This is a genomic window from Amycolatopsis keratiniphila (assembly GCF_000400635.2).
GTDB classification, from domain to species: Bacteria; Actinomycetota; Actinomycetes; order Mycobacteriales; family Pseudonocardiaceae; genus Amycolatopsis; species Amycolatopsis keratiniphila.
Genome location: NC_021252.1, coordinates 3,231,841 through 3,254,978 on the forward strand (window position 1 = coordinate 3,231,841; position 23,138 = coordinate 3,254,978).

Sequence of the window (23,138 nt, forward strand, 5' to 3'; positions counted from 1 at the left end):
CGAGTGGGGAGGATTCCGGACACGTCCGAAATCCTCCCCACTCACCAGAACCTCAAGCGCGGCTCCGCGGCTTCAAAGCCATCCCCGGCGTCACCGTCCGCACCTCGAAATTCGCCACCGTGCTGTCCACCCGGTGGAAGAGATTGTCCGGCCCGGCGAAACACAAGGACGTCACCCCCTGCTCCCGCAAGGTCGCGACCATCGACGGCCAGTCGATCGGCCGGTCGAAGGTGTCGAGCAGCATCCGGCGCACCCCCGCCGCCGAGTCCAGGAGCGCACCGTCCTGGTCCGCGACCACCGGAAGTCCGGGGTCGCGAAGAGTGAAGCCGGACAGCACCTCCTCCTCGGCCCGCCGGCGCAAACCACCGAAGAAGGTGGAGTGCACGGGCGGGCGCATGGTGTGCATCGAGTAGCCGCCGATCGCCCGGACTCGCGCCTTCACCCGCTCCAAATCCTTCTCCCGCAACGAAAGCAGGTAGAAGCCCTGGTCGATGACGCCCGAAATGTCGTGGAACTCGTCCTTCAGCTCGGCCAGGACCTCGGCGAAACCCTCCTCCGGAGTCCGGACGAAACAGTGGGTCACGACGTCGGAATAGTCGCTTTCGAAGTACGACATCTCGCACCGCGAGAGCTCCGCGGTGAGCCGGACGGTCTCCTCGAACGGCAGCACTCCCGTATACGCGGTCAGCGCCTTCTGGCCGAAACTGGGACCGGCGCATATCTCCGGTTTCACGCCGAGGGCGTCTTCGGCCCACTCCGCGAGGGAAAGACACGTCAGCATGAAGACGACCTGTGCGGCCTCGTCGTACACATCGCCGTCTTCGCGGGCGGGGCCGAGCAGGCGACGGCCGAGGACGTCCTCGGCCGTGGCGAGCCGTTCCCGTGCCTTCCGGTTGATCATCAGGAACCGGCTCACGTCCCCGCTTCTCGTGGGGGCCATACCCGGGAAGACCAGGGCGGTGCGTTCGTCGGTCACGTTCTCAGCCGGCTTTCGGCGAAGTGGTCGATTCGGCCAGTGCCAGTTCCGTCATCCGCTTCTTGTCGGGTTTTCCGTTGCGGTTCAACGGAAACCTTTCGACGACCCGGATGCGGTCCGGTCGCTCGAACTCCGGCAGCACCTCGGCGATGCGCGTACGCCAGTGCCTGCCGTCGTGGCCGAGCGGATCTTCGACGAAGAACGCCAGCTGGCAGCCACGCCGTTCGTCCGGCAGCGCGATGATCTTGACCGGGCACAGCGCTTCGGTGACCTTGTGCTCGATGATCTCCGGGTAGAGCGTGTGTCCCTTGCGGTGCACGGCGAATTTGCGGCCCACCACGAACAGGTTGTCGTTCTCGTCCAGGTAGCCGAAGTCGCCGGTGTGCCGCCAGCCCTGCTCCGCCGGCTCCAGGGAGCCGTCCGCGGCGAGGTAGCCCGCCATCATGTCGGGGCAGTACATCACGATCTCGCCGGTCTGCCCGGCGGGCAGCGGATGGCCTTCGTCGTCGAGGATCCGCAGTTCGTGCCCGGGGAGCGCGCGGCCACAGCCGACCGGGTTCTCCGGCGTCGCGAAGGCGAGGTTGCCCAGTTCCGTGCTGCCGTAGCTGTCCAGCAAGGGGAGGCCGAACCAGGCGACGTAGTCTTCGCTGAGCGTCGACCCCAGGGGAGCGGCGCCACTGCAGAACATCCGCACGCCGGCCAGGTCGAGGCCGTAGCGGGGATTGCGCTTCACGATGTTGAGAATGCTCTGGTAGGTCGACGGCGTGCCGTCGGTCACGGTCACCCCGCACTGGCCCGCCATCCGCAGGGCACGGTCGATCCGCCGGTACGGCGCCACCACGAGCGAACAGCGCACCAGCCACGCGATCAGCACCATCGACAGGCCGTACTGGTGGGAAAAGGGCAGCATCGGCATCAGGACGTCGCCCGAGTGGTGGCCGACCTGGTCGGCGTTGCGCTGGAGGTTCTTCAGGAACCGCCCGCCGTTCTTGACCACGCCCTTGGGCACTCCGGTCGATCCGGAGGAGTACATGATCAGCCCGTCCGGCAGTTCGCACCACGGGCCCACCCGCAGCTCCGGATCGCGGGTGGCCTGTGACGCCCCGGCGACGAGCAATTCGTAGAGCAGGGTGTGCGGGCCGTCGGTGACCAACGGCGCGTCCTCGTCGACCAGGCTGATCTTGACCCCGGCCTGGTTGCAGACCCGCTGGGTCTCGGCGGCGTTCTCCTGCTGGTCGACGAGGACGATGCTCGCACCGACATGCATCAGGGCCAGCAGCGTGGTCACGTAGGCGGCCGAATTCCCGGCCTTCAGCATCACCCTGGTCGAGGGTGTCACGCCGCGCTCCCGGAGGGACTCCGCCACCCCCAGCGCGCTGTGTTCGAGCTCGTCGAACGTCTGCAAGGAATCGAGGGCGAAGAGTCTCGCGGACATGGGATTCCCCTTTCTCTCACTCGGCGATCTTGGTGCGGCCAGACCACCGGAAGACGGCGAAGACCTCATGACCGTCCTTTTGGAACTCCCCGGCGTGGGAAAAGTGTTCGTAGCCTCCGTCGACGCAGATCTTCACGTCCTGGGTGAGGTCTTCGACCTTCTGGTAGGACTCCAGATCCGCCGACCGCGCGCGGGATCCCGTGGGATCGATTCTGATGTGCACCACGGAAGGGCTCCTTTCACTGGGTGATATGGAGGTCGGACGGCCGCAAGGCGTCCGAGATGGCCCGGATCACGGCCGGGGCGTGGGTGTTCAGGTAGAAATGCCCGCCGGGATACGTGGTCAGGGTGAACCGCCCGGACGTGTGCGCGGCCCAGTCGCGGACCTCGCCGACGGTCGCCTTCGGGTCGTTTTCGCCGAGATGGGCGTGGATCGGGGCCTGCAACAGAGGACCCGGCGTGTATCGATAGGTCTCCGCGGCGGTGTAGTCCGTCCGGATCGAGGGCAGCACCATTTCCAGGATCGCTTCGTCCTCGAAGACCTGGGCGTCGGTGCCGCCGAGTTCCTTCACCGCGGCGACGAGTCCCGCGTCGTCGCGCCGGTGGACCGTCTCGTCGCGGGCGCGGCTGGGTGCCACGCGCCCGGAGACGAACAACGCGTGCGGCCGCACTTCAGCGGCTTCGAGCCGGCGGGCGACCTCGAAGCCGAGGGTCGCGCCCATGCTGTGTCCGAAAAGGACGGCCGGCCGGTCCAGCCACGGCAGGAGTGCCTCGGTGACGCCGTCGGCGAGTTCGGCGATGGTGGCGAGCCCCGGTTCGTGACGCCGGTCCTGGCGTCCGGGGTACTGGATCGCGAGTACGTCGGCGGCGGGGCTCAACGTCCGTGAGACCGGGAAGAAATAGCTCGCGGAACCCCCGGCGTGCGGGAAACAGACGACGCGGTAGGGCGCGTCGTCCGCGGGATGGAACCTGCGTACCCAGAGTCCCTCGTCGTTGTCCGCCACCCGGCCACCTCCTGCGTCGGCGACGGGCGGATCGCCCGTCCCACCGAGCGTGCGGGCGGCCGGTCCGGGCGGACAACCCCTACCGACCCGGCGTGGCCCCTATCGCGCCTCGTGGTCGCGGCGCACCCGGTAGCTCAGGTGAAGCACCCGGTCGCCCCGAATCGCCACGTCAGGGTCCTCCAGCAGGTGCTGTGCGCGGACCGACCCGAAGAAGCGCCTGCCGGAGCCGAACACGACGGGTACGACGTCCATGCGCACCTCGTCGACCAGGCCCGCGGCGAGCGCCTGGCCACCGACGTCGCCGGCCGCGATCTCGACGACACGGTCGCCCGCGAGCTCCCGCGCCTTGGCGACGGCCGCCTCGACGCCGTCGACGAAGTGGAAGGGCGCGCCGGGGTCCCAGCCTTCGGGGGCGGGCCGGTGCGTCACGACGATCACGTGGTCGATCCCGCTCGGAGGCTTCCCGTCCCAGCCGTCCGTCAGGTCGAAGACCCGGCGACCGGCGATCGTCACCCCGATCCGGTCCCAGTACGGCCGCGTGTGGTCGTAGGACGTTCGCGACACCCTGAGCACACCGCTGTCGTCCAACGGGACGTCACCGTTGGTCAACCAGTCGAACAGCGGCCCCGGCTGGTCGTCCTCGTCGGCGATGAAGCCGTCGACCGACACCGAGCTGTACATGACCACCTTGCCCACAGGCCCTCCTCTGCTTCGAGGGTGCCGAAACTAGCCTGCCGCGGGCCGCCGCGCTTGTAAGAAATCAATCGGCGGGGAGTGGCCAGCCGTCCAGCACGTGGCCGGGATGTTCGAGCAGGAACCGCCGTCTGACTTCGAGGTACCGGGTCGGCGTGAGCCCGGTGAACGCCCGGAACTCGTGGCCGAAGTGGGCTTGGTCGAAGTAGCCGGCATGACTGGCGACCTCGCCCCAGTCGATCGGCCCGGTGGGGTCGATGCCGAACACGGTGGCGGTGAAGCGGTGGGTGCGGGCCAGCCGTTTCGGCGTGACGCCGACGAGTTCCTTGAACCGCTGTGCCAGATGGGTGCCGCTGACCCCGGCCGCCGCGCTCAGGTCGCCGATCGCCGCGGTTCCCCCGGTCGCCGCGATGACGCCGCTCGTATGGCGGACCAGCTCCAGGCCGGCGGTCTCGCGCAGCCGTCGTATCAGCTCCTCCTCCAGCAGCGCCAGCATCTCGCGCGGGCCGGGCGCCGAGGCCAGCCGGTCTCGCAGCCCGGCGACGGCGGGCCGCCCCCAAACCTGCTCCAGCGTCACCGGCCGGTCGCACAGTTCGGCCGCGGGCACCGCCAGGAACGACGACGGCCCCCACGGCTTGAAGTGCACGCCGACGGACGTGGTCCGGTGGGGGTAGCTGAACTCGTACGCACGGGTGGGCATGGTGATCACGCAGCCGTCGGCGTACGCGGCCGTCTCGATGTCGGCGCCGGCGCGGATGCGGAACGGGTCACCGAGGTTGACGATGAGCAACGCCGACGGCGACGGAGGCAGCGTCAGCCGGGCGTACGGCGGCGCTCCCTCCAGGTAGTAGAGGTCGTCGATCAGCCCGTCCAGCGGCGGACGCGGCACTCGGGACACGTACTCCACGCGTACAGCATCGCCGACGTCCGCCGGTATCGCATTCGTTCAGCCGAGATGGTCGTTCGCCCCGCTGACCCACGCGACGTAGCGCTCGGCCGAGCGCCGCACGGCGGCCTTCGCGCCAGCCTGCAGAGTGGCGCCTGTCAGCGCGTAGAGCCGGTCGAACTCGTAGGGCTCCAGCCGGCCCACGAGCCGCTCGACCAGGCCGGCCGAGAGCGGGATCTGGTTGGGATAGCTGCGCATGAAGGTCACCCAGCCCGAGGCGGCCACCGGCACGATGGTGTCGCCCACGAGCAGCGAGCCGCCGTTCGCGGCGACGTGGGCGACCGCCGCACCGGGGAAGTGGCCGCCCGCTTCGACGAGCGTGACGCCGGGCAGGATCTCTTCGGAGCCGTGCCATTCGCGGATCACCGGATCCTCCCGCCGCACCCAATCCCGGTCGGCGGAATGCACGAGGACCGGAACGTTCCCGAGGTGATGGCTCAGGCTCACCTGCGAGCCGTACATATGCGGATGGCTCGCCACGATCGCCGCCGCCCCGCCGAGTTCGGCGATCTTGTCGAGCAGGGGCTCGTCGAGGGCGTTCGGCGGGTCCCACAGCAGGTTGCCTTGATCCGTCTGCACGACGTAAGTCCATTGGCCGATCGAGAACTCCGGCTCGCGGTGCAGGCGGTGGAGGCCCGGCTCCGGCTGCTCGTGGACCAGCTTGTGCGGCTCCGCGGCGAGCTCTTCCGCGGTGGTCCAGGACTGGCCGGAGGCGCGGACGTACTGGCGTTCGTCCGCGCAGATCCGGCAGACCCCGGCCGGAGGTGCGGCGGTGTCGGGGTGCTCGACGCCGCAGGTCCCACAGATCCAGATCGTCATGCGTCCAGCATGGAATCTCCAGTTCGCTGGAGGTCAAGACTCCTTGCGGCCGCTGACGGCCAAGCCGACGCCGAGCCCGACCATGGTGAGCCCGGCCGCTCCGCCGACCAGGTCCAAACGCCGCGCCGAGCGGGCGAACCAGGACCGGACGGCTCCCGCCGCCACACCCCAGACAGAGTCCATCGCCAGGGCGATGATGGCGAACACCGCGCCGAGGATCACCATCTGAAGGCCGGCCTGTCCGGCGGAGGGGTCGACGAACTGGGGCAGGATCGCGGCGAAGAACACCACCGCCTTCGGGTTCGTCACGCCGACGATGAAGCCCTGCAGCAACGTGCGCCTGCCGCTGATCGGGGCCGCTTGCGCCTCGAAGGCCTCCCGCAGCGCCCGGCGGTGCCGGATCGCCTGGACACCGAGGTAGATCAGGTACGCGGCACCGGCGAACTTGATCACGGTGTAGATCACCGCGGAGGCCTGGATGATGGCTCCTACCCCGATGGCGACGGCCGTGGCGGCGACGAAGCTGCCGAGCGCGCCGCCGATCACGGTCATCAGCGCGGTCCGGCGGCCGTATGCCAGGGCACGGCTGATCGCGAACAGCACGGCGGGGCCCGGGATGAGGATCAGGACGAACGACGCGAGCGCGAAAGCGGCGAGGCGATCAGGCGAGGGCATGAGGCCACGGTAACCGATTCGGTCACGATCTCTGGCAAGCTCGGATTCACGGGTGGAAGGGGGAGTCCTGTGCGGACCGGAATCGTGGTCGCGGCTCATCCGGGTGTGGCGGAGCTGGCCGTGCGGGCCGAGGAGCTCGGGTTCAGCAGCTTCTGGGTGTACGACACACCGATGGTCCACGGTGATCCGTTCGTGGCGCTGAGCTCGTGTGCGCGGGTGACCAGCCGCATCAAGCTCGGTATCGGGGTGACGTCACCGGCGTTGCGGTCGGCGCCCGCCGCGGCGAGCGGGTTCGCCAGCCTCAATGCGCTGGCGCCGGGCCGGATCGTCTGCGGTGTCGGCACGGGGAACACCGCCCGGCGCACCCTGGGCATGCCGCCGGCCACGACGGCCGAGCTGGAGGCTTTCACCGCCGCGCTCCAAGGGCTCTGCGCCGGGCACCCGGTCGAGTACCGCGAGGGCGACAGGGTGCGCGACGTCCGGTTCCTGCATGCCGGGTCGGCGGTGAACACCGCCGACCCGATCGAGTTCGTGGTGGCCGCGCTGGGACCGAAAGCCGGTGCGGTCGCCGGCCGCCGGGATGCCGGCCTCGTCTCTTTCGGACTTCTCGATCCCGCGGCCTGGCGGGGATTGCACGCGGCTCGCGGAGACACGCCCCGGACCGGCTCGTACCTGATGACCGCGCTGCACGTCCTCGACGACGGCGCCGACCCCTACGGCGACCCGGCCCGGGACGCGGTGGGCCACGTCGTGTTGTCGTTGCTGGCCTTCGCCGCCGACACCCCTTCGGCCGCCGGCGGGCTCGGCGCCGAGGAACGCGACGCCGTGCGCCGCCTGCTCGACCGGCGTGGCACCACGGCCACCGCGCCGGACCGGTACACGAAGCTCTACCCCGGCTACCTCGAACGCATCGCACCGGCGGACCGGGACCTGATCACGCCGTCGCTGATGGACAGCCTGACCCTGGTCGGGACCCCGGACGACCTGCGCTCCCGCATCGCCACCTTGGCCGAAGCCGGGGTCGGTGAGATCGTGATCCAGCCGGTGGTCGACCCGCCGGTGGAGATGGCCGTGATCGCCGGATTGATCAACGGCGCTCCTGTTACTTGGCCAGGATCTGGCCGACCGCTTTGAGAACGTCGTCGAATTCTGACGAGACCGATCTCGCGTTTTGCGCGAAGGTCGACGGTTTCAGCGCCGGCAACGGCCGTCGACCTTCGCGCCAGGCCTTGAGCTGCCGCTCGTCCTCCGCGAGCTTGAGATCTGAGGCACAAGTGGCCCCGCCGGTGAGCAAGCCAAGGGAATCGATCCACTTCTCCGTGTCGTACCGTGCCGCCGCGGCGTAGTCGGCGATTCGTGTGCTGGCTTCGAGACAACTTTGCACGGCGTTCTTGTACTTGTCGTTCTTGACCAACTCGGGAAGGTTTTCACCGGCGGCCGAGAACGTTTTCCCCAGCATGTCGAACGTCGCCCACTGGTGTTGAAGTACGACGTCGATCTGGAGCGTCACCTGTGCCGGAGGCAAGGGAACGGTCAACGCGGTGCCGGGTTCGAGCGGAGTTCCGTATAAGGGCTTCTTCGCTCTCCACAGGCGGAAAAGTTGCACGTCCGTGGGTACGCCGCCGTGGCGATCGGCCATGACGTTCGGGGTTGTCCGCACCAGCCAGACGACCTTGGTGTCGTTCCCGACGAAGACCGCGGTTCCGCTTGCGTTGGTGCACATGACCAGCTGGGACAAGTCCCGCGGCCGCCCTTCGATCATCGACAACGGAACCCGGCTTCCGGTCGTGGCATCGGGGCAGCCGGGGTCGGCGCGTTGCCCGGTTTCGTCGTCGCAACCCGCGGTGGTCCAAGTGATCGCCAGGGCGACCACGAAAGAGGCCGTTCGTGAGCACCGTCGCCGCATCACTGCCCCCTTCGTGGGAGAACCTTGCATGCAGGTCGTCGCGTTTGGGGGAGCTGTTACATGAAGGCGGATCAGGCCGGCGTCCGGTTGATCGCGATCAGATGGCTGCCCAACCCGAGCAATGAGGGTTCGTTTTCGACGGCTCTGGTGAAGCGGAGAACAACGTCGAGGTCCGCCGGGTGGCTCCACCGCTCGGTGAGCTGCGGCAGCCAGCCCGCGAGTCCTTCGACACCCACCACGTCGAGCAGGTCGAGCCCCGCATCGAGACATTCCTGACGCAATTCGCCGGGATGGTGGAAGTAACCGGTGGTGAACCAATGGGGATGGTCGCCGTCGTTGCGGTGCTGACCGGAAGCCAAATCGACGCTCACTATCCGCTGGAATTCCGGGTCGAAAAGGAAGCCGCGGGCCAGGCCGTCGAACAGCGACGCGAAGCGCGAGATCGCCGCGACGAATATCCATCCGCCCGGACGGACGGCGCGACCGGCTTCACGCAATGCCGCGAGACGCTCATCGCGGTCGGTCAGGTGATAGAGGGGACCGAGCAGGAGCGCGGCGTCGAAGCTGCCGTCCGGCACCGGCAACCGCCGGGCGTCAGCCAACGCCACGGTCATTCCCGGTGTCCTGTCGGCGAGTTGCCGCGCAGCGGCGACGTGCTCCGGAACGATGTCGAACAATGTGACCTGATGGCCGTCCGCGGCGAGCCAGGCGGCGAGCCAGGCGGCGTGCGTTCCGGTGGCTCCGCCGATATCGAGGACGCGCAGGGCTTTGGGCGGCAGATGCCGTCGCACGATCTCCTGGGTCCGTACGAACTCGAGACGGCCGGACGACCCGGTGAGTCGTGCTCCCTCATCGGTCGATCTGTAATGCTGGACGATTTCGTGAGGTAGTTCCGTCACCGCGCGAATCCTACGGTCGGTTTTTCGGTGGCGCACCGGAATATCCGGCCGGGACAATGGCCGCATGGCGGATCTTCGGTGGGATGCGGTCAGGAGCTTCTTCGACCCTGATCTGATGGGTGCGCTGCCCGACGTGTTCGTTCCGGATACCTCCGCGGAGGACTGGCAGAAGGTGTTCGATCTGGTCGAGGCGCGCGGTTGGCAGCGGGAACTCCGGCGGGACGGCCTGACGCTGCCCTTGTCCTCATCGGCCGAAGTGCTCCTTCGCGAGCCCGATGCCGCACTGGTGGAGCTGCAGGTCTGCCCTGTTCCAGGCGTGCTCGCGATCTTCCGCCTCACGGCGGCCGAGGAAATCGACTTCGACGTCGACCTGCGGGAGCTACAGGGACAGGCCGGGGTCGACATCTTGTGCGGGTTCCTTACCGATATCGGGCGAGAGCTGGGAAAGCCGGTTCTCATGACGCCGGAAGGCGGAAGCCCGGCCCATCCGGTCCTCGGATTCGATCCGGATCAGGACCGGGTCGTGCTGCTGGCCGAACCGCTGTGAGCGGGTGACATCGCCTACCTTGCGGACGTGGATATTCAGGTGCACGAGGGTGCGTTGGTACTGACGGAAACCGCCGAGGGGACGGACCGGCGTGCGTTCGGGGAGTTCGTCGGGCCGCGGGGCGAGCTGGCCTCGTACGCGTTCGGCTGGACCACCGGCGCGGATCCGCACGCCGCTCGCCTTTCGGTCGGGATCGGCGCGGGCAACCCCGGCGGCGGGACCTTCCACGCCGTCATCTTCCCGCACGAGGACGGACATGCGTTCTCGTTGACCGGTGACCCGTTCGAACGGGTACCCCAGGGCGGTCCGGACCTGACCGCGGACGAGGCACGTGCCCACGAGGACCTGCCGTTCGTCTGGGCGGTCGCCGACGAGGTCATGCGACGCGATCGGCGGGCGTGGTGGATGCGGCACTGGCTTCTGGGCACCCTGTGCGTCCAGACCCTTGAGGTGTTCGAGCGCCGCGAGCCGATTCTGCTTGTGCAGCACGACGCCGACGACGGGATGTGGCAACTAGTCGGTGCTTCCGACGCGGACGGCGGCACCGGCAAGGTCGGGCACCTGCACCACGCCATCGACGAAGACCGGACCCTGATCGACGTCCTCGACCTGCCGCCGGGCGGCAGCGCGACACGAACGGGCGCCGGAAGTCCTTGGACCGGCCGCGCCTGAGGCCGAGGAGGCTAGCCGAAGATCCGGGCCCGCAGTTCTTTCACCGTCTGGACCGAAGCGATCAGGTCCAAAGTGTCGAAATGCAGCGACCAGGCCGTGCCGGTCGGCGTCTTCACCGTCCGCTCGACAAGGCTGAAGGAGATCGTGCGCGGGTCGGCGCCGCCCAGCGCCACCGCGGTGCCGATCCACTCCCGGTATTCGGTGCCGTCCGCGGACACGGTGGCGCGCTGCTCCAGCGCGACGTCACGGACGGCGCCGAACAACCGGTCCAGGTATTCGGTCATCGCCCGGCGGCCGGAGATCGGCTCGGTCAGGCCGGGACCCAGCAGGGTCGCCGTACCGTCCACCCCGGCGACCAGGATCCCCGCCGCTTCCCGGTTCCACGCCAGTTGCCGGATCGGCGGCGGCAAGGGGACCGCCGGGGCCGGGTCCGTCGCCGACGCGGTGATCCCTGCGAAGAGGTTTCGCAGCGGGTTCGCCGGATCCTCGACCGGGCGGAACATGTTGACCTGGTCCCAGAACCGCCTGCCGTCCTGCACCCGGGCCGGATCCTTGCCCGCGGCGGGATCGCCGAGGACGAGCCGGTGCATCGTCTTGAAGGAGACCGGTTTCCCCTTGACGGTGCCGGTGTTCAGCGCCTCGATGAACACGACCCTCCCGTCGGGGTCGGAAGTGACGGTCTCCGGTACGAAGACGTAGTCCGGGACCAATCTCAGCACGCCTTCGATCTGGCTCCTGATGCCCGCCCAGTCCCGCGGCGTTTCGAGCCCGCTGTCCCACAAGCGCGCCGTCCCGTCTTGGACGAACAGGTTCATGTACGCGTCGACATCCTGGGCGTTCCTTCCCCAGGCGCGGTAGGCGTCCATGAACCGCTCCACGTTCGCGGGCCGGTCGAGGGCGGGCAAGAGTCGTGAAACCTTCATGGCCAAAGGATCATCGAGACGGGGGACCCTGTCGATTACGTCTGAGGTAAGCGGGCAGCCGGGTAGATTCTCCGTGTGGGGGTTGAAAACGAAGCGGTGCGCCGGGTGGTGATCGTCGCGTTCGACGACGCGCAGATCCTGGACGTGGCCTGTCCCAGCGGGGCACTGGAGATCGCGAACTCGCACGGCGCCGCGCCACCGTATGTCGTCGAGCTGGCGACGGTGCAGGGGCGGACGACCCGGAGTTCGTCGGGGATCATGCTCGCGGGTGCCCGGCGGCTCGCCGAGGTGTCCGGGCGGGTGGACACGGTGATCGTGGTCGGCGGCGCGGGAACGGGCGCGGCCGCGGCGGACGAGCGCCTGCTGACCCAGGTGCGGCGGCTGGCCGGGTGGAGCAGGCGGATCGCCTCGGTGTGCACAGGCGCCTTCGTGCTGGCGGCCGCCGGGCTGCTCGACGACCGGCGGGCCACGACGCATTGGGGATACGGCGAATTGCTCGCCGCCACGTTCCCCGCGGTGACGGTGGATCCGGCTCCGCTCTACATCCGCGACGGCAACGTGTTCACCTCGGCCGGGGTCATCAGCGCGCTGGATCTCACGCTCGCCCTGATCGAGGACGACTGCGGTCCGACGCTGGCCCGCGAGGTCGCCCGCGAACTGGTGACCTATCTGCATCGCCCGGGCGACCAGGCCCAGATCAGCACGTTCCTGGCCGTCCCGCCGCCGGGCAACCGGGTCGTGCGCGACCTCTTGGGGTACATCGCCGCGCATCTCGCCGAAGACCTGAGCCCGTCGGCGCTGGCGGCCCGCGCCGGGGTCACCACGCGGCACCTCAACCGGCTGTTCACCGCGCAGCTGGGCAGCACCCCGGCCCGGACCGTGCGGACGGCGCGGACCGAAGCCGCCGCCCAGCTGGTGCGGTCCACCGCGTTGCCGCTGGCCGCGGTCGCGCGGCGATGCGGGTTCGCCTCGTCGGAGACCTTGCGGACGGCGTTCCGCCAGTACTACGGGATCACCGGGGACACACTTCGCAGGATGAAGGACATGCCCCGCCCGATCGGCGCCTGAGCTCCCCAGAATCGCGGCATGGACAGTGCGAAGACCACACGCAGGACGGTATTGGCCGGAGTCGCGGCGGCCGCCGCCTTCGGCCTCGGCACCGGCACGGCTCAGGCGGAGACACAAGGACCGAAGATCGGCATCCTGCTCTACGACGGGTTCAGCCTGCTGGATCCGACGGGGCCGGCCGAGGTGTTGTCCCGGCTGCCCGGCGCCACGGTGACGATGATCGCTCAGGAACGCGGCCCGGTGCGCACGGACACCCGTGACGTCGCGGTGCTGGCGGAGCGTTCGGTGGCCGAGGTGCACCGCCTGGACGTGTTGCTGGTTCCGGGCGCGGGCAACCGCGGCACGGTCGCCGCCATGGAGAACCCGGTTCTGCTCGACTGGATCCGCCGTATCCATCGGCACACGACCTGGACCACGTCGGTGTGCACGGGATCCTTGATCCTCGGCGCGGCCGGGCTGCTCCGCGAGCGGGCCACCACGTACTGGGCTTCGGCGGGCTATCTGGAGGAGACCTTCGGCGTCCGTTACGTGCCCGAGCGCTACGTTCAGGTCGGCAAGGTCGTCACCGCGGCAGGGGTGTCCGCCGGGATCGACCTCGCCTTCCATCTCGCGTCCCTATTGGCCGGTGAAGAGATCGCTCGCGGTATCCAGCTCGCCGTCGAATACGACCCGCGGCCGCCGTTCGACTCGGGCAACGCCGCGACGGCGAGCCCGGAACTCAAGGCGCTCGCGCTGAAACTGCTCGCCGAGTCACAGGCCTAGCGGAGACCGCTGGAGCTTGTCGAGGGTTGGCCCTGACCAAGACCTCGACCGCCCGAGGATGGCGAACTGCACGGCGTCGATTCCGGCCCACTCCGGCCCGTCGTGAGCGAGGACTCGAGTCATGCGTCGGCCTAACTGTCCCCAAGGGCCAGCAGTTCTCGTCAGGTTGTCCGGTTTGGGTGCTTCGTGCGGGGTCGTGAGTGGCAATGATCGTTCTAACCCTCATTACCGCTCACGATCCCTCTCGGGAACCACGCATACAGGCATGAAGCGGACATAAGACCACAGGATGTGTCCTTTGTAGACGCTCCCGCGAGTTCGGAAACTGTGCAGATGGGTATCACTCACGACCCTCGCCCTCGAAGGTTGTTAACGGCCGCGCCGAAATCCGGCAACACACGGAAACCCGGCCGTCACAACCGGGCGGGCGGGTGGAAACGAGGCGTTCGTAGCTTCGGGCTTCCGTCCCCGGCGCTCTGGAGGAGACCTCGGCCATGACCATCGAAGAATCGGAGACCCGTGCCGCGCCCGCCGGCCTCGGCGCGACGAAGGAAACCCTCGAGGACTACACCCTCCGATTCGCGCCGAGGACGTACCGTCGCTGGACACCGGCGGTGGTCGGGGCTTCCGCGTTGGGCGGGATCGCCTACATGGCGGACTTCTCGATCGGCGCCGGCATCGGCCTGACCCACGGCACGGGCAACGCGCTGCTGGCGATCGCCCTGGCGGCGGTGATCATCTTCGTGACCGGGTTCCCGCTGGCCTACTATGCCGCGCGGTACAACATCGACCTCGACCTGATCACCCGCGGTTCCGGTTTCGGCTACTACGGTTCGGTGCTCACCAGCGTCATCTTCGCCAGCTTCACCTTCATCTTCTTCGCGCTCGAAGGCTCGATCATGGCGCAGGGCCTGAAGTACGCGATATCGCTGCCGTTGTGGCTCGGCTACCTCGTGTCCACCCTGGTCATCATCCCGCTGGTCGTCTACGGCATGAAGGTACTGGCGAAGCTGCAGAGCTGGACGAATCCGCTGTGGCTGCTGCTGATGGTGGCCCCGCTGGTGTTCCTCGTCGTGAAGGATCCCGGTTCGGTCCAGCGGTGGCTGTCCTACGAGGGGGAGGGCGGCGCCGGGCTGAGCACGGCCGCGATCATGCTCGGTGCCGGAGTGTGTCTTTCGCTCATGGGGCAGATCGGCGAGCAGGTCGACTACCTGCGTTTCATGCCGCCGCGCACGGCGGAGAACCGGCGCGCCTGGTGGACCTCGATGGTGCTGGCCGGGCCGGGATGGGTGTTCTTCGGCGCGATCAAACAGGCGATCGGCGTGTTCATGGCGATCTACATCCTCGACGCGGTCGGGAAGGCGGCGGCCGTCGAGCCGATCGAGCAGTTCACCGGGGTGTTCATCGAAGTCATGCCGTCGTGGCTGGTGGTACCGCTGGCGCTGGTCCTGGTGGTGCTCAGCCAGGTGAAGATCAACGTCACCAACGCCTATTCCGGCTCGCTGGCGTGGACGAACTCCTTCACCCGGATCACGAAACGCTATCCGGGCAGGCTGGTGTTCGTGCTGGTGAATCTGGCCATCGCGCTGATCCTGATGGAGGCGGACATGTTCAGCTTCCTCAACGGCATCTTGAGTTTCTACTCGAACTGCGCGATGGCGTGGGTGGTCACCGTCGCCACCGACATCGCGATCAACAAGTTCGTGCTCGGGCTCTCGCCGAAACAGCCGGAGTTCCGGCGCGGCATGCTGTTCGCGGTCAACCCGGTCGGTGTCGTCGCGTTCCTGGGCTCCTCGCTCCTGTCCATCTCCGTCTACTTCGGACTCTTCGGCGACGGGCCCCGGCCGTACTCCCCGTTGGTCGCGGTGGTGGTCGCGATCCTGCTGACCCCGCTGATGGCCGTCCTCACCCGAGGGCGCTACTACCTGCGCCGCACCGATGACGGCATCACCGAGCCGCTGCTGGACGAAGACGGCAATCCGAGCGGCACCCACTACGACTGCGAGGTCTGCGGAGAGGCCTACGAGCGTCCCGACGTGGCCGCGTCCGCGACCGGCGGCACGATCTGCTCGTTGTGCCTGAGCACGGACCGCGAAGGGCGCCACATCCTTCCCGCCCGGCCGTGATCGAAGGCTCAGACGAGACGTCCACCGGCCATGGTGAACGTGCCGTCGACGAACGGCGCGGCCGCGGTGTCGTGACTGATCACGAGCAGCGCGATGCCGTGCCGGAGCGCCGCCGTGGTCACGAATTCCCACAGCCGGGCGCGGTTGGCCGCGTCGAGGGCGGACGTCGGCTCGTCGCAGACGAGGACCCTGGGACGGGCCAGGAGCGCGCGGGCCACAGCACAGCGCTGGAGCTGGCCGCCGGAGAGCAGGCCGGGGCGGCGGTCGGCCGGGTAGACGCCGAGGGCATCCAGGATCTCCGTCGCTTCGAGCCGGGCTTCTTCGCGACCGAGTCCGCGAAGAAGCCGGGCGGTGTCGGCGACCTGGTCGAGCGCCCCTCGGAACTCGTCGAAGGACGCGCGGCTGTCCTGGTGGACGTATTGGACAGCCCGCAGTTGCGCGCGGTCGCGGCGACGGGCGAGGCGGGGGAGCCGCACGCCGTCGACTTCGATCGTGCCCGCGGTCGGCGGGGTCAACCCGGCGAGTGCGCGGCCGAGCGTCGTCTTGCCCGCTCCCGAGACGCCGGTGAGCATGGTGCGGCTCCCCGCCGCCAGATCCAGATCGACGTCCTCGATGAGGGGCGTCCGCCCGGCGCGCACCGTGAGTCCGCGAACGACGAGCACCGGCGATGTCGGCGACGCGGGCGCGGGTTCGTCGAGGCGCGCGTGGCCGGGGACGGCCTCGCGCGGCAGCAGCCGGTGGTCGCGGAGTTCGGCGACGTCGCCGTCCAAAGCACGCGCCAGCGTGAGGTCGTGGGTCAGGACCAGCAACGCCGTGCCGGAGCGGGAAAGCTCCGCCAGCCTGGCGGTGAGCACGGCCCTGTTCGCCTCGTCGAGACCACTGGTCGGCTCGTCGAGCACGAGCAGGCGTGGCCGGGTCACGAGGGTGGTGGCCAGCGCCATGCGTTGCTGCTGCCCACCGGACAGCTGATGCGGGAACCGGCGCCACAGCTCCGGCTCCAGTCCCGCCTCCGCCAGGGCGGTGCGGGCCGCCGCCAGCCGCGCGGCGCGGCCACGGTGGTGCAGCGCGGCGAGTTCGGCCAGCACCGGTCCGCAGCGGCGGACCGGGTCCAGCACCGACGACGGCTGTTGCGGCAGGTGGCCGACGACCCCGGCGCCGGCCGTCCGGACCGAACCGGACAGCGTGATCCCCGGGCGCGCCCGTCCGGTCGCGGCGAGGCCCAGGGTGGTCTTCCCCGCGCCCGACGCACCGAGCACGACGAGCGTGCGGCCCGGTGCGAGGGACAGTGAGACGTCGTCGAGCAGAACGGTTTCCCCGGCGTGGGCGGACAGCCCGGTGATCTCCAGGACGGTCACGCGATCACCCGCCGGGCGGCGAGCAGCCGGTCGGTGACGAGGTTCGTGCCGACGCACAACGCCATCAGCAGCGCGGCGGGCACGAGGACCACCGCGGGCGCGGTGTAGAGGGCTTCGCTGTTGCGTTCGATGACCACGGCCCAGTCCGGGGAGTCGGCGGGCAGGCCGAGGCCGAGGAAGTTCGCCGACGCCAGCAGGTAGAGCACCACGCCGAGCCTGGTGCCGGCGTCGGTCGCGACCGGGCCGGTGACGTGCCGGGCGACGTATCCGAGCTGGATGCGCCACCACGATCTTCCTTGCAGGGTCAGGGCTTCGACGGCGGTACGGCAGCCGGGCGCCAGTGCCGCGGCCCGCACCACGCGGGTGATCGCCGGCACCTGGAGGACGGCCACGGCCGGGATGAGCACGCCGGGCCCGCGGTGCCCGGTCGCGGCGAGCACCATGAGCACCAGCAGCGACGGGAAGGCCAGCACGAGATCGAGCGAGCGCATCACGGTTTCGTCGGCCCGCCGTCCGCGCCCGGCCGCGACGAGCCCGAGCGGAACCCCGATCAGATAAGCGAGCAGGAGCGCGGCGACGGTCATGCCGATCACGGGCAACCCGCCCGCGAGGATCACCGTGAGCGCGTCGCGGCCGAGGACGTCGGTGCCGAGCGGATGCGCGGAGTCCGGCGCCTGCCAGGGCGCGCCGACCGACACGACGGGACCCGCGAGCACCGGCCCGGCCACCGCGAGCAGGAGTGGTATCGCGAGCAGCGACCACCCGAGCGCCCGGCTCACCACGTGACCAGCTCCCGGCGCGGGGTCAGCCGGTGCGCGACCAGATCGGCGGCGAGGTTCCCGAGCACGACCACGCCGGCGAACACCAGCACGTAGCCCTGCACCTGCGGGATGTCCCGGTTCTGCACGGCCTCGACGAAACCCGTGCCGAGCCCGGTGATCGCGAACAGCGATTCGACGATCACCGTGCCGGTCAGCAGCCCTTCGACGGCGCGGGCGAGCTGCTGCACGGCGGGAGCCGCGGCGGCGGGCAGGAGGTGCCGCAGCACCACGGTGCGTTCGGGCAGCCCGAGCAGGCGCAGATGCTCCGCCACCGGCCCCCGGGTCTGCTCGGCTATCCCGATCCGCAGCTGCCGGGCGACGTCGCACAGCTGCCGGGCGACCAGCACGATCACCGGCAGCACCAGCACTTCGGGACGCGCGGTCAGGTCCGTTCCGGCCGCGGTGGCCGGAAGCAGGCCGGTGTGCACGGCGAAACCCGCGACCAGCAGCAGCCCGAGGACGAACTCGGGGATCGAATGCAGGAACAGCGTGACCGCGGTGAGCACGCGGTCGGTCCGCGATCCTTCGCGTAGCCCGCAGACCACCCCGACGACGAGCGCGAGCGGTACGAGCACGAGCAGCGTCACCCCGGCGAGCACCGCGGTGGCGGCGAAACGGCGGACGATCTCGTCGGCCACCGGGGCGCCGGTCACGAGCGACCGGCCGAGATCACCGTTGACCAGCCCCGAAAGCCAGTTCCCGAACCGGTCGAGGAGCGGCTGATCGAGCCCGAGCTGGTGGCGGACGGTCGCCACCTGCTCGTCGGTGGCCTGTTCGCCGAGTACGACCGAGGCCGCGTCGCCGGGCAGCAACGCGGTCACGGCGAACGTCGCGACCAGTACGAACAGCGCCTGCACCACGGCGAAACCCAGCCGTCGGACGGCGTGCCCCCGCACGTCAGGAAAACCGGGCGCGGTCGAACCGCGCCCAATCGAAGGTGTTCGGTGGCGCGGTCACCACCCCGGAAACCCGCTTCGACACGGCGATCGTCCAGGTGCTGAACCCCCAGGCGAGCAGCCCGCCGGATTCGTGGACGATCCGCTGCGCGTCGCCGAACAGCGCCAGCCTGGCCCGTTCGTCCGCGGTGGCCGCGGCGCGATCCATGAGCGCGTCGAACTCCGGCGAGCCGAAGCCGTTCACGTTGTTCGAGCCGCGGGTGCGGAAACGCTGGTTGAGGAACGTCGGGACGGGCAGCGTGGCCGTGCGGGTGAGCGCGGCGACACCCTTGGTCTTGATCTCGCTGAAATAGGTGCTCGACGCGCGGGTGTTCGCCGTGGCGGCGAGCCCGATCTCCTTGAGCTGCTGGGAAATCACCGTGGCCGCGGTGGCGAAACCCGGATCGACGTCGCTGGTTTCGACGGCGAAGGCCAGCCCCTCCGCGCCCGCCTCGCGGACGAGCGACCGGGCCAGGTCCACATCGCGACGGCGTTGGGGGATGTCCGCGGCATACCCGCGAAGTCCCTTGCCGAACAGGTCGTTGCCGATCTCCCCGCGCCCGGCCAGCGCCACGCGGTTCAAAGCCTCTCTGTCCACTCCGGACAGTACGGCACGCACCAGCCTCGGGTCGGAGAACGGGGGTTGGGTCAGGCGCAGGATCAGGCCCTGCATCGTCGTTCCCTTGGCTTCGAGCAGGGAAACGCGTGCGTCACCGGCGAGCCGGGCCGCGGTTCCGGCCGCGAGGTCGTGGGCGTAGTCGACCTGCCCGGACAGCAACGCGTTGACGCGCGCGGTCTCTTCGTTGACCGGCACGAATTCGAGCTCGTCGATGCTCGGCGCGCCGTCCCAGTGCGACTCGTTCTTGCGGAACACCGCCGGGCCGCCGGGGGTGAACGAGACGAAACGGAACGGCCCCGAGCCGACCGGCGCGGTGAAGTCCGTCGTCCCGGCGGGCACGATCTCCGCGCCGGGAGCGCCCCAGCCCGACGGGAACTCGAAGTCGGGCGCGGTCAGCGTCAGCTCGATTTCGTTGGGGGACAACGCTTTGCTGCGGGCGAAGTCCACCTTCGCGAAGTACTGCCGCGACGAGGAAGCCAGCGCCGGGTCGGCGATCCGCCGGAAGCTGTAGAGCACGTCGTCCGCGGTGACCGGACGCCCGTCGTGGAACGCCGCCTGCCGCAGCCGGATCCGCCAGCGCGTACCGGAGGCGTCGCTCTCCCAGGACTCGGCCAGCCGCGGCCGCAAGGAGGTGTCGGCGTTGTAGGCGACCAGCGTGTCGAAGAGCGCCTTGGCCCGCGCCTGATCGACGAAGAGCGAAACCTGGGCCGGGTCGAGGGTTTCCTTCGAGCCGCCCGCGGCGAACGCCACTCGCAGCCGGCCCGTGTCCGCCGGTGCGGTCCCGCAGGCGGCCAAGGGCGTGAGCGCGGCCAGCGCCAGCAGTCTCCGACGGGTGAGCGGATGACGCGTCATAGGAACCTCCGGGACATCGAGCACTGTCCCGGGCGCGCGACCGCACGTGAACGGGACCCCGCTCCGCACTCCACGACAGTTGGGGTTGGCGGTGTCCGGCGGGCAGTCCGGCTCACGGCGTACGGCCGTTCACGGTTGCGGGTCAGCGCCGGATTCACACCGGCTTCCCCCGACGGGCACCTTCTTACGTTGTGGCGCACACGGTAACCCATGACCGGCGTGTGCTACACAGGATCAAGATCACGAAGGGGAGGCCGGTGGACGAGAAGCTCGCGGCGGACTGGGTGCGCCGATGGGACGTGCAGCAGGAACGCTATGTCGCCGACCGTGAAGAACGGTTCACCGTGGTGATCGACGTCGTCGAACACGTCTGCCGCGACGTCGACGAGCCGCTGGTGCTGGACCTCGGCTGCGGCCCGGGCTCGCTGACCACCAGGCTCGCCGAGCGGTTACCGCACGCACGGATCGTCGGCCTCGACGACGACCCGTTCCTGCTCGCCCTCGCCCGCGCGACCCGGCCGGAGCGGAGCGACATCGAGTACGTCCGGGCCGACCTCGCCGAGAGCGGCTGGCTGAAGTGGCGGCCCGTGGACGCCGCGGTATCGACGACCGCGTTGCACTGGCTGCGTCCCGAGCGGCTCGCCGAGGTCTACCGTGACCTCGCCGTCGCACTGAGGGCGGGCGGCGCGCTGGTCAACGGCGACCACCTCTACGACGAGCAACCGGCCATCCGCGAGCTCGCCGAGGTGGTCAAGGAGCGCCGGGCGGCCCGCGCCGGGGTCCACGCCAACGAGGACTGGAAGACCTGGTGGGCGGCGGCGACCGCGGATCCCGCGCTGCGGGAGCACTTCACGGCCGAAGAATTGCGTGGCATCTCGACCGGCTACGGCAACCGGCTCAGCCCGCAGGAGCACACCCGGCTGCTGCGGGAGGCGGGGTTCGCGGAAGTGGCCCCGGTCTGGCAGTCCGGCGACGATTACGTCCTGGCGGCGCTGCGCTGACCACGGGCGGGTCGATGGTGGGGTGAAGGCTCCCTTCGCCGCGTCTAATGCGATGAAGGGAGCCTTCACCCGGTCGCTCATCCGCGCCGGCCACCTTCGCCGACGGCGCCCGGGCCCGTCACCGCAGCGGACGCAGCGAAAGCCCCCTTCAGGCCAGCTGACGAGCACGCCACCTTTGCCTTAACACTCGATAACGCTCTTTGCCACTCACGACGCGTTCGGCGGCCTCGATACCTGGGCGGGGTTCGCGAGGCAGGCGAGGTGGCTTCGCGACACACCGCGCGGTGCGCTCCGACTTGCGGGTCCGGTGACCTCGTGTCACCAATGGACACGGCAAGCCACTGACCGGCGAGAGGACATGTGAACCCGGTGAACCTGACTCTCGTCGTCGTCCTCGGTGTGGTCAGCATCGTCTTGGTGGCCGCGTTCTCCGAGCGGCTCAACGTGGCCGCTCCGCTGAGCCTCGTGGTGGCCGGTATCGGCCTGAGCTTCCTGCCCGGCGTCCCGCATCCCGAGGTCGAACCGGAGCTGATCCTCGCCGGGGTGCTCCCGCCGCTGCTGTATTCGGCGGCGGTGAACATGCCGGTGGTCGATTTCCGGCGGAACATCCGGCCGATCACCGGCCTCGCGGTGCTGCTCGTGGTGGGGACGACCCTGGGCGCGGGCTGGTTGTTCCACGAGCTGATCCCGGACATCGGCTGGCCCGCCGCGTTCGCGCTCGGCGCGGTCATCAGCCCCACCGACGCCGTCGCCGCGACGTCCGTGGGACGGCGGCTCGGCCTGCCGCCCCGGCTGCTGACCGTGCTCGAAGGCGAAGGGCTCGTCAACGACGCCTCCGCGCTCGTGCTGCTGCGGTCGGCCGTCGCCGCGGTCGCCGGGTCGGTGTCGGTCTGGGGCATCGTGGGGGAGTTCGTCTACGCGGTCGTCGTGGCGGTCGGGATCGGGCTGCTCGTCGGGATCCTCAACGTCCGGGTGCGCGCGTTGCTGGGCAACGCGGTGCTCAACACCGCGATCTCGTTCGTGGTCCCGTTCATCGCGTTCCTGCCTGCGGAAGAGGCCGGAGCGTCAGGCGTGCTCGCGGTCGTCGTCGCCGGACTGGTGACCGGGCATCTGGCCCCGCGGCATCTGCGCGCGACGGACCGGCTCGCCGAGGCCGTCAACTGGCGCACCGCGGCCTTCCTGCTGGAAAGCGCGATGTTCCTGCTCATGGGACTCAGCGTCAAAACCCTCATCGACGAGGTACACGAGGACGGTTCGAGCGTGTGGCGTGCGCTCGCCATCGGCCTGGCCGCGTCGGCGCTCGTCATCGTCGCGCGCATCGTCTTCGTCGGGCCGCTGGTCGGCGGCCTGTACCGCGAGCAGCGGAAGGCCGCGCGGTTCAAACCCCGGCTGGAAACGACACAGGCGGTGCTGCGGGGCGACGAGTCGAATCCCGCCGTCACCGAACGGCTGGACAAGGCGTCACCGAGGCGGGTGGCGCATTTCCGGAAACGGCTCGACCGGGCCGCCGCCGACGTCGAGTTCCGGCTCACCGAGACATTGGGCTGGCGCGGTGGTGTGGTGCTCGGCTGGGCGGGGATGCGCGGCGCGATCACCCTCGCGGCCGCGCAGACCCTTCCGCAGGACACGCCGGACCGCGCCCTGCTGGTCCTGATCGCCTACGTGGTGGCGACCACGACGCTGCTGGTGCAGGGAATGACGCTGCCGGCGGTGATCCGCGCGGCACGGGTGCCGTCGGAAGATCCCGATCGGTTGCGGCGCGAGTACGTCCGGCTCACGACCGAGCTGGCCGACGCGGCGAAGTCCTTTTTGGACGATCCAGCCCTGGAAGATCCGGGCAACGGGCCTTTCGGCGACAGGGTCTTGGACCGGGCACGCTCGGACGTACGCGTCCCGCCCGCATCGCCGGGCGACCGCCCGGCTCCGGAACAGATCGAACAGTATCTGCGGCTGCGCCTGCGGGTCCTGACCGAACAGTCCGAACGCCTCCAGCACGCCCGGTCGAGCGGCGCGTACAGCTCGGAGGCGCTGAGCCGGGCGCAGACCGCCCTCGACGTCGAGATGGCCCGGCTCGAGCAGCTGGCCGACCGGCCGGCCTCCTGAG

Annotated in this window: 23 protein-coding genes and 1 riboswitch; of the genes, 8 read left to right on the forward strand and 15 right to left on the reverse strand. The window is 69.6% G+C overall.

Features of this window, described 5'->3' with window-relative positions; translation table 11 throughout:
* Window positions 1–52 precede the first annotated feature (52 nt).
* From AORI_RS55735 to AORI_RS55770, 8 genes are all read right to left on the reverse strand, one after another.
* Window positions 53–976: an ACP S-malonyltransferase gene (locus tag AORI_RS55735; RefSeq protein WP_016333304.1), complete on the reverse strand. Its 924-nt coding sequence runs from the start codon at window positions 974–976 to the stop codon at window positions 53–55.
* Window positions 977–980: 4 nt separating this feature from the next.
* Entirely contained in the window at window positions 981–2,411 is a 1,431-nt protein-coding gene (locus tag AORI_RS55740) for a class I adenylate-forming enzyme family protein (RefSeq protein ID WP_016333305.1), read from the reverse strand.
* A 16-nt stretch (window positions 2,412–2,427) separates the two neighbouring features.
* Complete coding sequence (locus tag AORI_RS55745; protein WP_016333306.1) at window positions 2,428–2,637, reverse strand: DUF5988 family protein; 210 nt, start codon at window positions 2,635–2,637, stop codon at window positions 2,428–2,430.
* A 13-nt stretch (window positions 2,638–2,650) separates the two neighbouring features.
* A complete protein-coding gene (locus AORI_RS55750; protein WP_016333307.1) occupies window positions 2,651–3,415 on the reverse strand; it encodes a thioesterase II family protein in 765 nt (254 codons plus the stop codon).
* Between the two features lie 99 nt (window positions 3,416–3,514).
* Window positions 3,515–4,111: a dihydrofolate reductase family protein gene (locus AORI_RS55755; protein ID WP_016333308.1), complete on the reverse strand. Its 597-nt coding sequence runs from the start codon at window positions 4,109–4,111 to the stop codon at window positions 3,515–3,517.
* 64 nt (window positions 4,112–4,175) lie between these two features.
* Entirely contained in the window at window positions 4,176–4,997 is an 822-nt protein-coding gene (locus AORI_RS55760; RefSeq protein WP_043848036.1) for a helix-turn-helix domain-containing protein, read from the reverse strand.
* Window positions 4,998–5,054: 57 nt separating this feature from the next.
* Window positions 5,055–5,873, reverse strand: coding sequence for an MBL fold metallo-hydrolase (locus AORI_RS55765; protein WP_016333310.1), 819 nt, complete (start codon window positions 5,871–5,873; stop codon window positions 5,055–5,057).
* A 33-nt stretch (window positions 5,874–5,906) separates the two neighbouring features.
* Complete coding sequence (locus AORI_RS55770) at window positions 5,907–6,548, reverse strand: LysE family translocator (protein ID WP_016333311.1); 642 nt, start codon at window positions 6,546–6,548, stop codon at window positions 5,907–5,909.
* Window positions 6,549–6,617: 69 nt separating this feature from the next.
* On the opposite strand from AORI_RS55770, the gene AORI_RS55775 reads away from it, so the two are divergent.
* Complete coding sequence (locus tag AORI_RS55775) at window positions 6,618–7,682, forward strand: LLM class flavin-dependent oxidoreductase (protein WP_016333312.1); 1,065 nt, start codon at window positions 6,618–6,620, stop codon at window positions 7,680–7,682.
* On the opposite strand, the gene AORI_RS55780 is transcribed toward AORI_RS55775, so the two are convergent.
* Both AORI_RS55780 and AORI_RS55785 read right to left on the reverse strand, forming a co-directional pair.
* Window positions 7,651–8,421, reverse strand: a complete 771-nt coding sequence (locus AORI_RS55780) for a hypothetical protein (protein ID WP_016333313.1) — start codon at window positions 8,419–8,421, stop codon at window positions 7,651–7,653. The genes AORI_RS55775 and AORI_RS55780 overlap by 32 nt on opposite strands.
* A 104-nt stretch (window positions 8,422–8,525) precedes the next feature.
* Window positions 8,526–9,245: a class I SAM-dependent methyltransferase gene (locus AORI_RS55785; protein ID WP_158509126.1), complete on the reverse strand. Its 720-nt coding sequence runs from the start codon at window positions 9,243–9,245 to the stop codon at window positions 8,526–8,528.
* A gap of 172 nt (window positions 9,246–9,417) precedes the next feature.
* Here AORI_RS55785 and AORI_RS55790 point away from each other — a divergent pair, with 172 nt between their 5' ends.
* Both AORI_RS55790 and AORI_RS55795 read left to right on the forward strand, forming a co-directional pair.
* Complete coding sequence (locus tag AORI_RS55790; protein ID WP_016333315.1) at window positions 9,418–9,900, forward strand: hypothetical protein; 483 nt, start codon at window positions 9,418–9,420, stop codon at window positions 9,898–9,900.
* Window positions 9,901–9,927: 27 nt separating this feature from the next.
* Window positions 9,928–10,572, forward strand: coding sequence for a hypothetical protein (locus tag AORI_RS55795; RefSeq protein WP_043848037.1), 645 nt, complete (start codon window positions 9,928–9,930; stop codon window positions 10,570–10,572).
* 11 nt (window positions 10,573–10,583) lie between these two features.
* On the opposite strand, the gene AORI_RS55800 is transcribed toward AORI_RS55795, so the two are convergent.
* Entirely contained in the window at window positions 10,584–11,495 is a 912-nt protein-coding gene (locus AORI_RS55800; protein ID WP_016333317.1) for a nuclear transport factor 2 family protein, read from the reverse strand.
* Between the two features lie 105 nt (window positions 11,496–11,600).
* Between AORI_RS55800 and AORI_RS55805 the strand changes: the two genes are divergently transcribed.
* The 3 genes from AORI_RS55805 (at window position 11,601) to AORI_RS55815 (ending at window position 15,451) form a co-directional block, all read left to right on the forward strand.
* Window positions 11,601–12,563, forward strand: a complete 963-nt coding sequence (locus AORI_RS55805) for a GlxA family transcriptional regulator (RefSeq protein ID WP_046199943.1) — start codon at window positions 11,601–11,603, stop codon at window positions 12,561–12,563.
* Between the two features lie 18 nt (window positions 12,564–12,581).
* Window positions 12,582–13,325: a DJ-1/PfpI family protein gene (locus tag AORI_RS55810; protein WP_043848039.1), complete on the forward strand. Its 744-nt coding sequence runs from the start codon at window positions 12,582–12,584 to the stop codon at window positions 13,323–13,325.
* A 494-nt stretch (window positions 13,326–13,819) separates the two neighbouring features.
* Window positions 13,820–15,451, forward strand: a complete 1,632-nt coding sequence (locus tag AORI_RS55815) for a purine-cytosine permease family protein (RefSeq protein ID WP_016333320.1) — start codon at window positions 13,820–13,822, stop codon at window positions 15,449–15,451.
* Between the two features lie 8 nt (window positions 15,452–15,459).
* Here AORI_RS55815 and AORI_RS55820 read toward each other — a convergent pair whose 3' ends face one another.
* Genes AORI_RS55820 through AORI_RS55835 form a run of 4 tightly spaced genes read right to left on the reverse strand, consistent with a single transcriptional unit; the run spans window position 15,460 to window position 20,033 of the window.
* On the reverse strand, window positions 15,460–16,806 hold the full coding sequence (locus tag AORI_RS55820; protein ID WP_016333321.1) for an ABC transporter ATP-binding protein: 1,347 nt from the start codon (window positions 16,804–16,806) through the stop codon (window positions 15,460–15,462).
* A complete protein-coding gene (locus tag AORI_RS55825; protein WP_016333322.1) occupies window positions 16,803–17,588 on the reverse strand; it encodes an ABC transporter permease in 786 nt (261 codons plus the stop codon). Before AORI_RS55825 ends, AORI_RS55820 begins: the two co-directional genes overlap by 4 nt.
* Window positions 17,582–18,523, reverse strand: coding sequence for an ABC transporter permease (locus AORI_RS55830; protein WP_016333323.1), 942 nt, complete (start codon window positions 18,521–18,523; stop codon window positions 17,582–17,584). The genes AORI_RS55825 and AORI_RS55830 overlap by 7 nt, the downstream gene beginning before the upstream one ends.
* 1 nt (window position 18,524) lies before the next feature.
* Complete coding sequence (locus AORI_RS55835; RefSeq protein WP_016333324.1) at window positions 18,525–20,033, reverse strand: ABC transporter substrate-binding protein; 1,509 nt, start codon at window positions 20,031–20,033, stop codon at window positions 18,525–18,527.
* A gap of 80 nt (window positions 20,034–20,113) precedes the next feature.
* Window positions 20,114–20,267: riboswitch (cobalamin riboswitch) on the reverse strand.
* Between the two features lie 23 nt (window positions 20,268–20,290).
* On the opposite strand from AORI_RS55835, the gene AORI_RS55840 reads away from it, so the two are divergent.
* Window positions 20,291–21,034 (forward strand): class I SAM-dependent methyltransferase, encoded by a 744-nt coding sequence (locus tag AORI_RS55840; protein WP_016333326.1) that lies wholly within the window; start codon window positions 20,291–20,293, stop codon window positions 21,032–21,034.
* A 369-nt stretch (window positions 21,035–21,403) separates the two neighbouring features.
* A complete protein-coding gene (locus tag AORI_RS55845) occupies window positions 21,404–23,137 on the forward strand; it encodes a cation:proton antiporter (protein WP_043848757.1) in 1,734 nt (577 codons plus the stop codon).
* Window position 23,138: the final 1 nt, after the last annotated feature.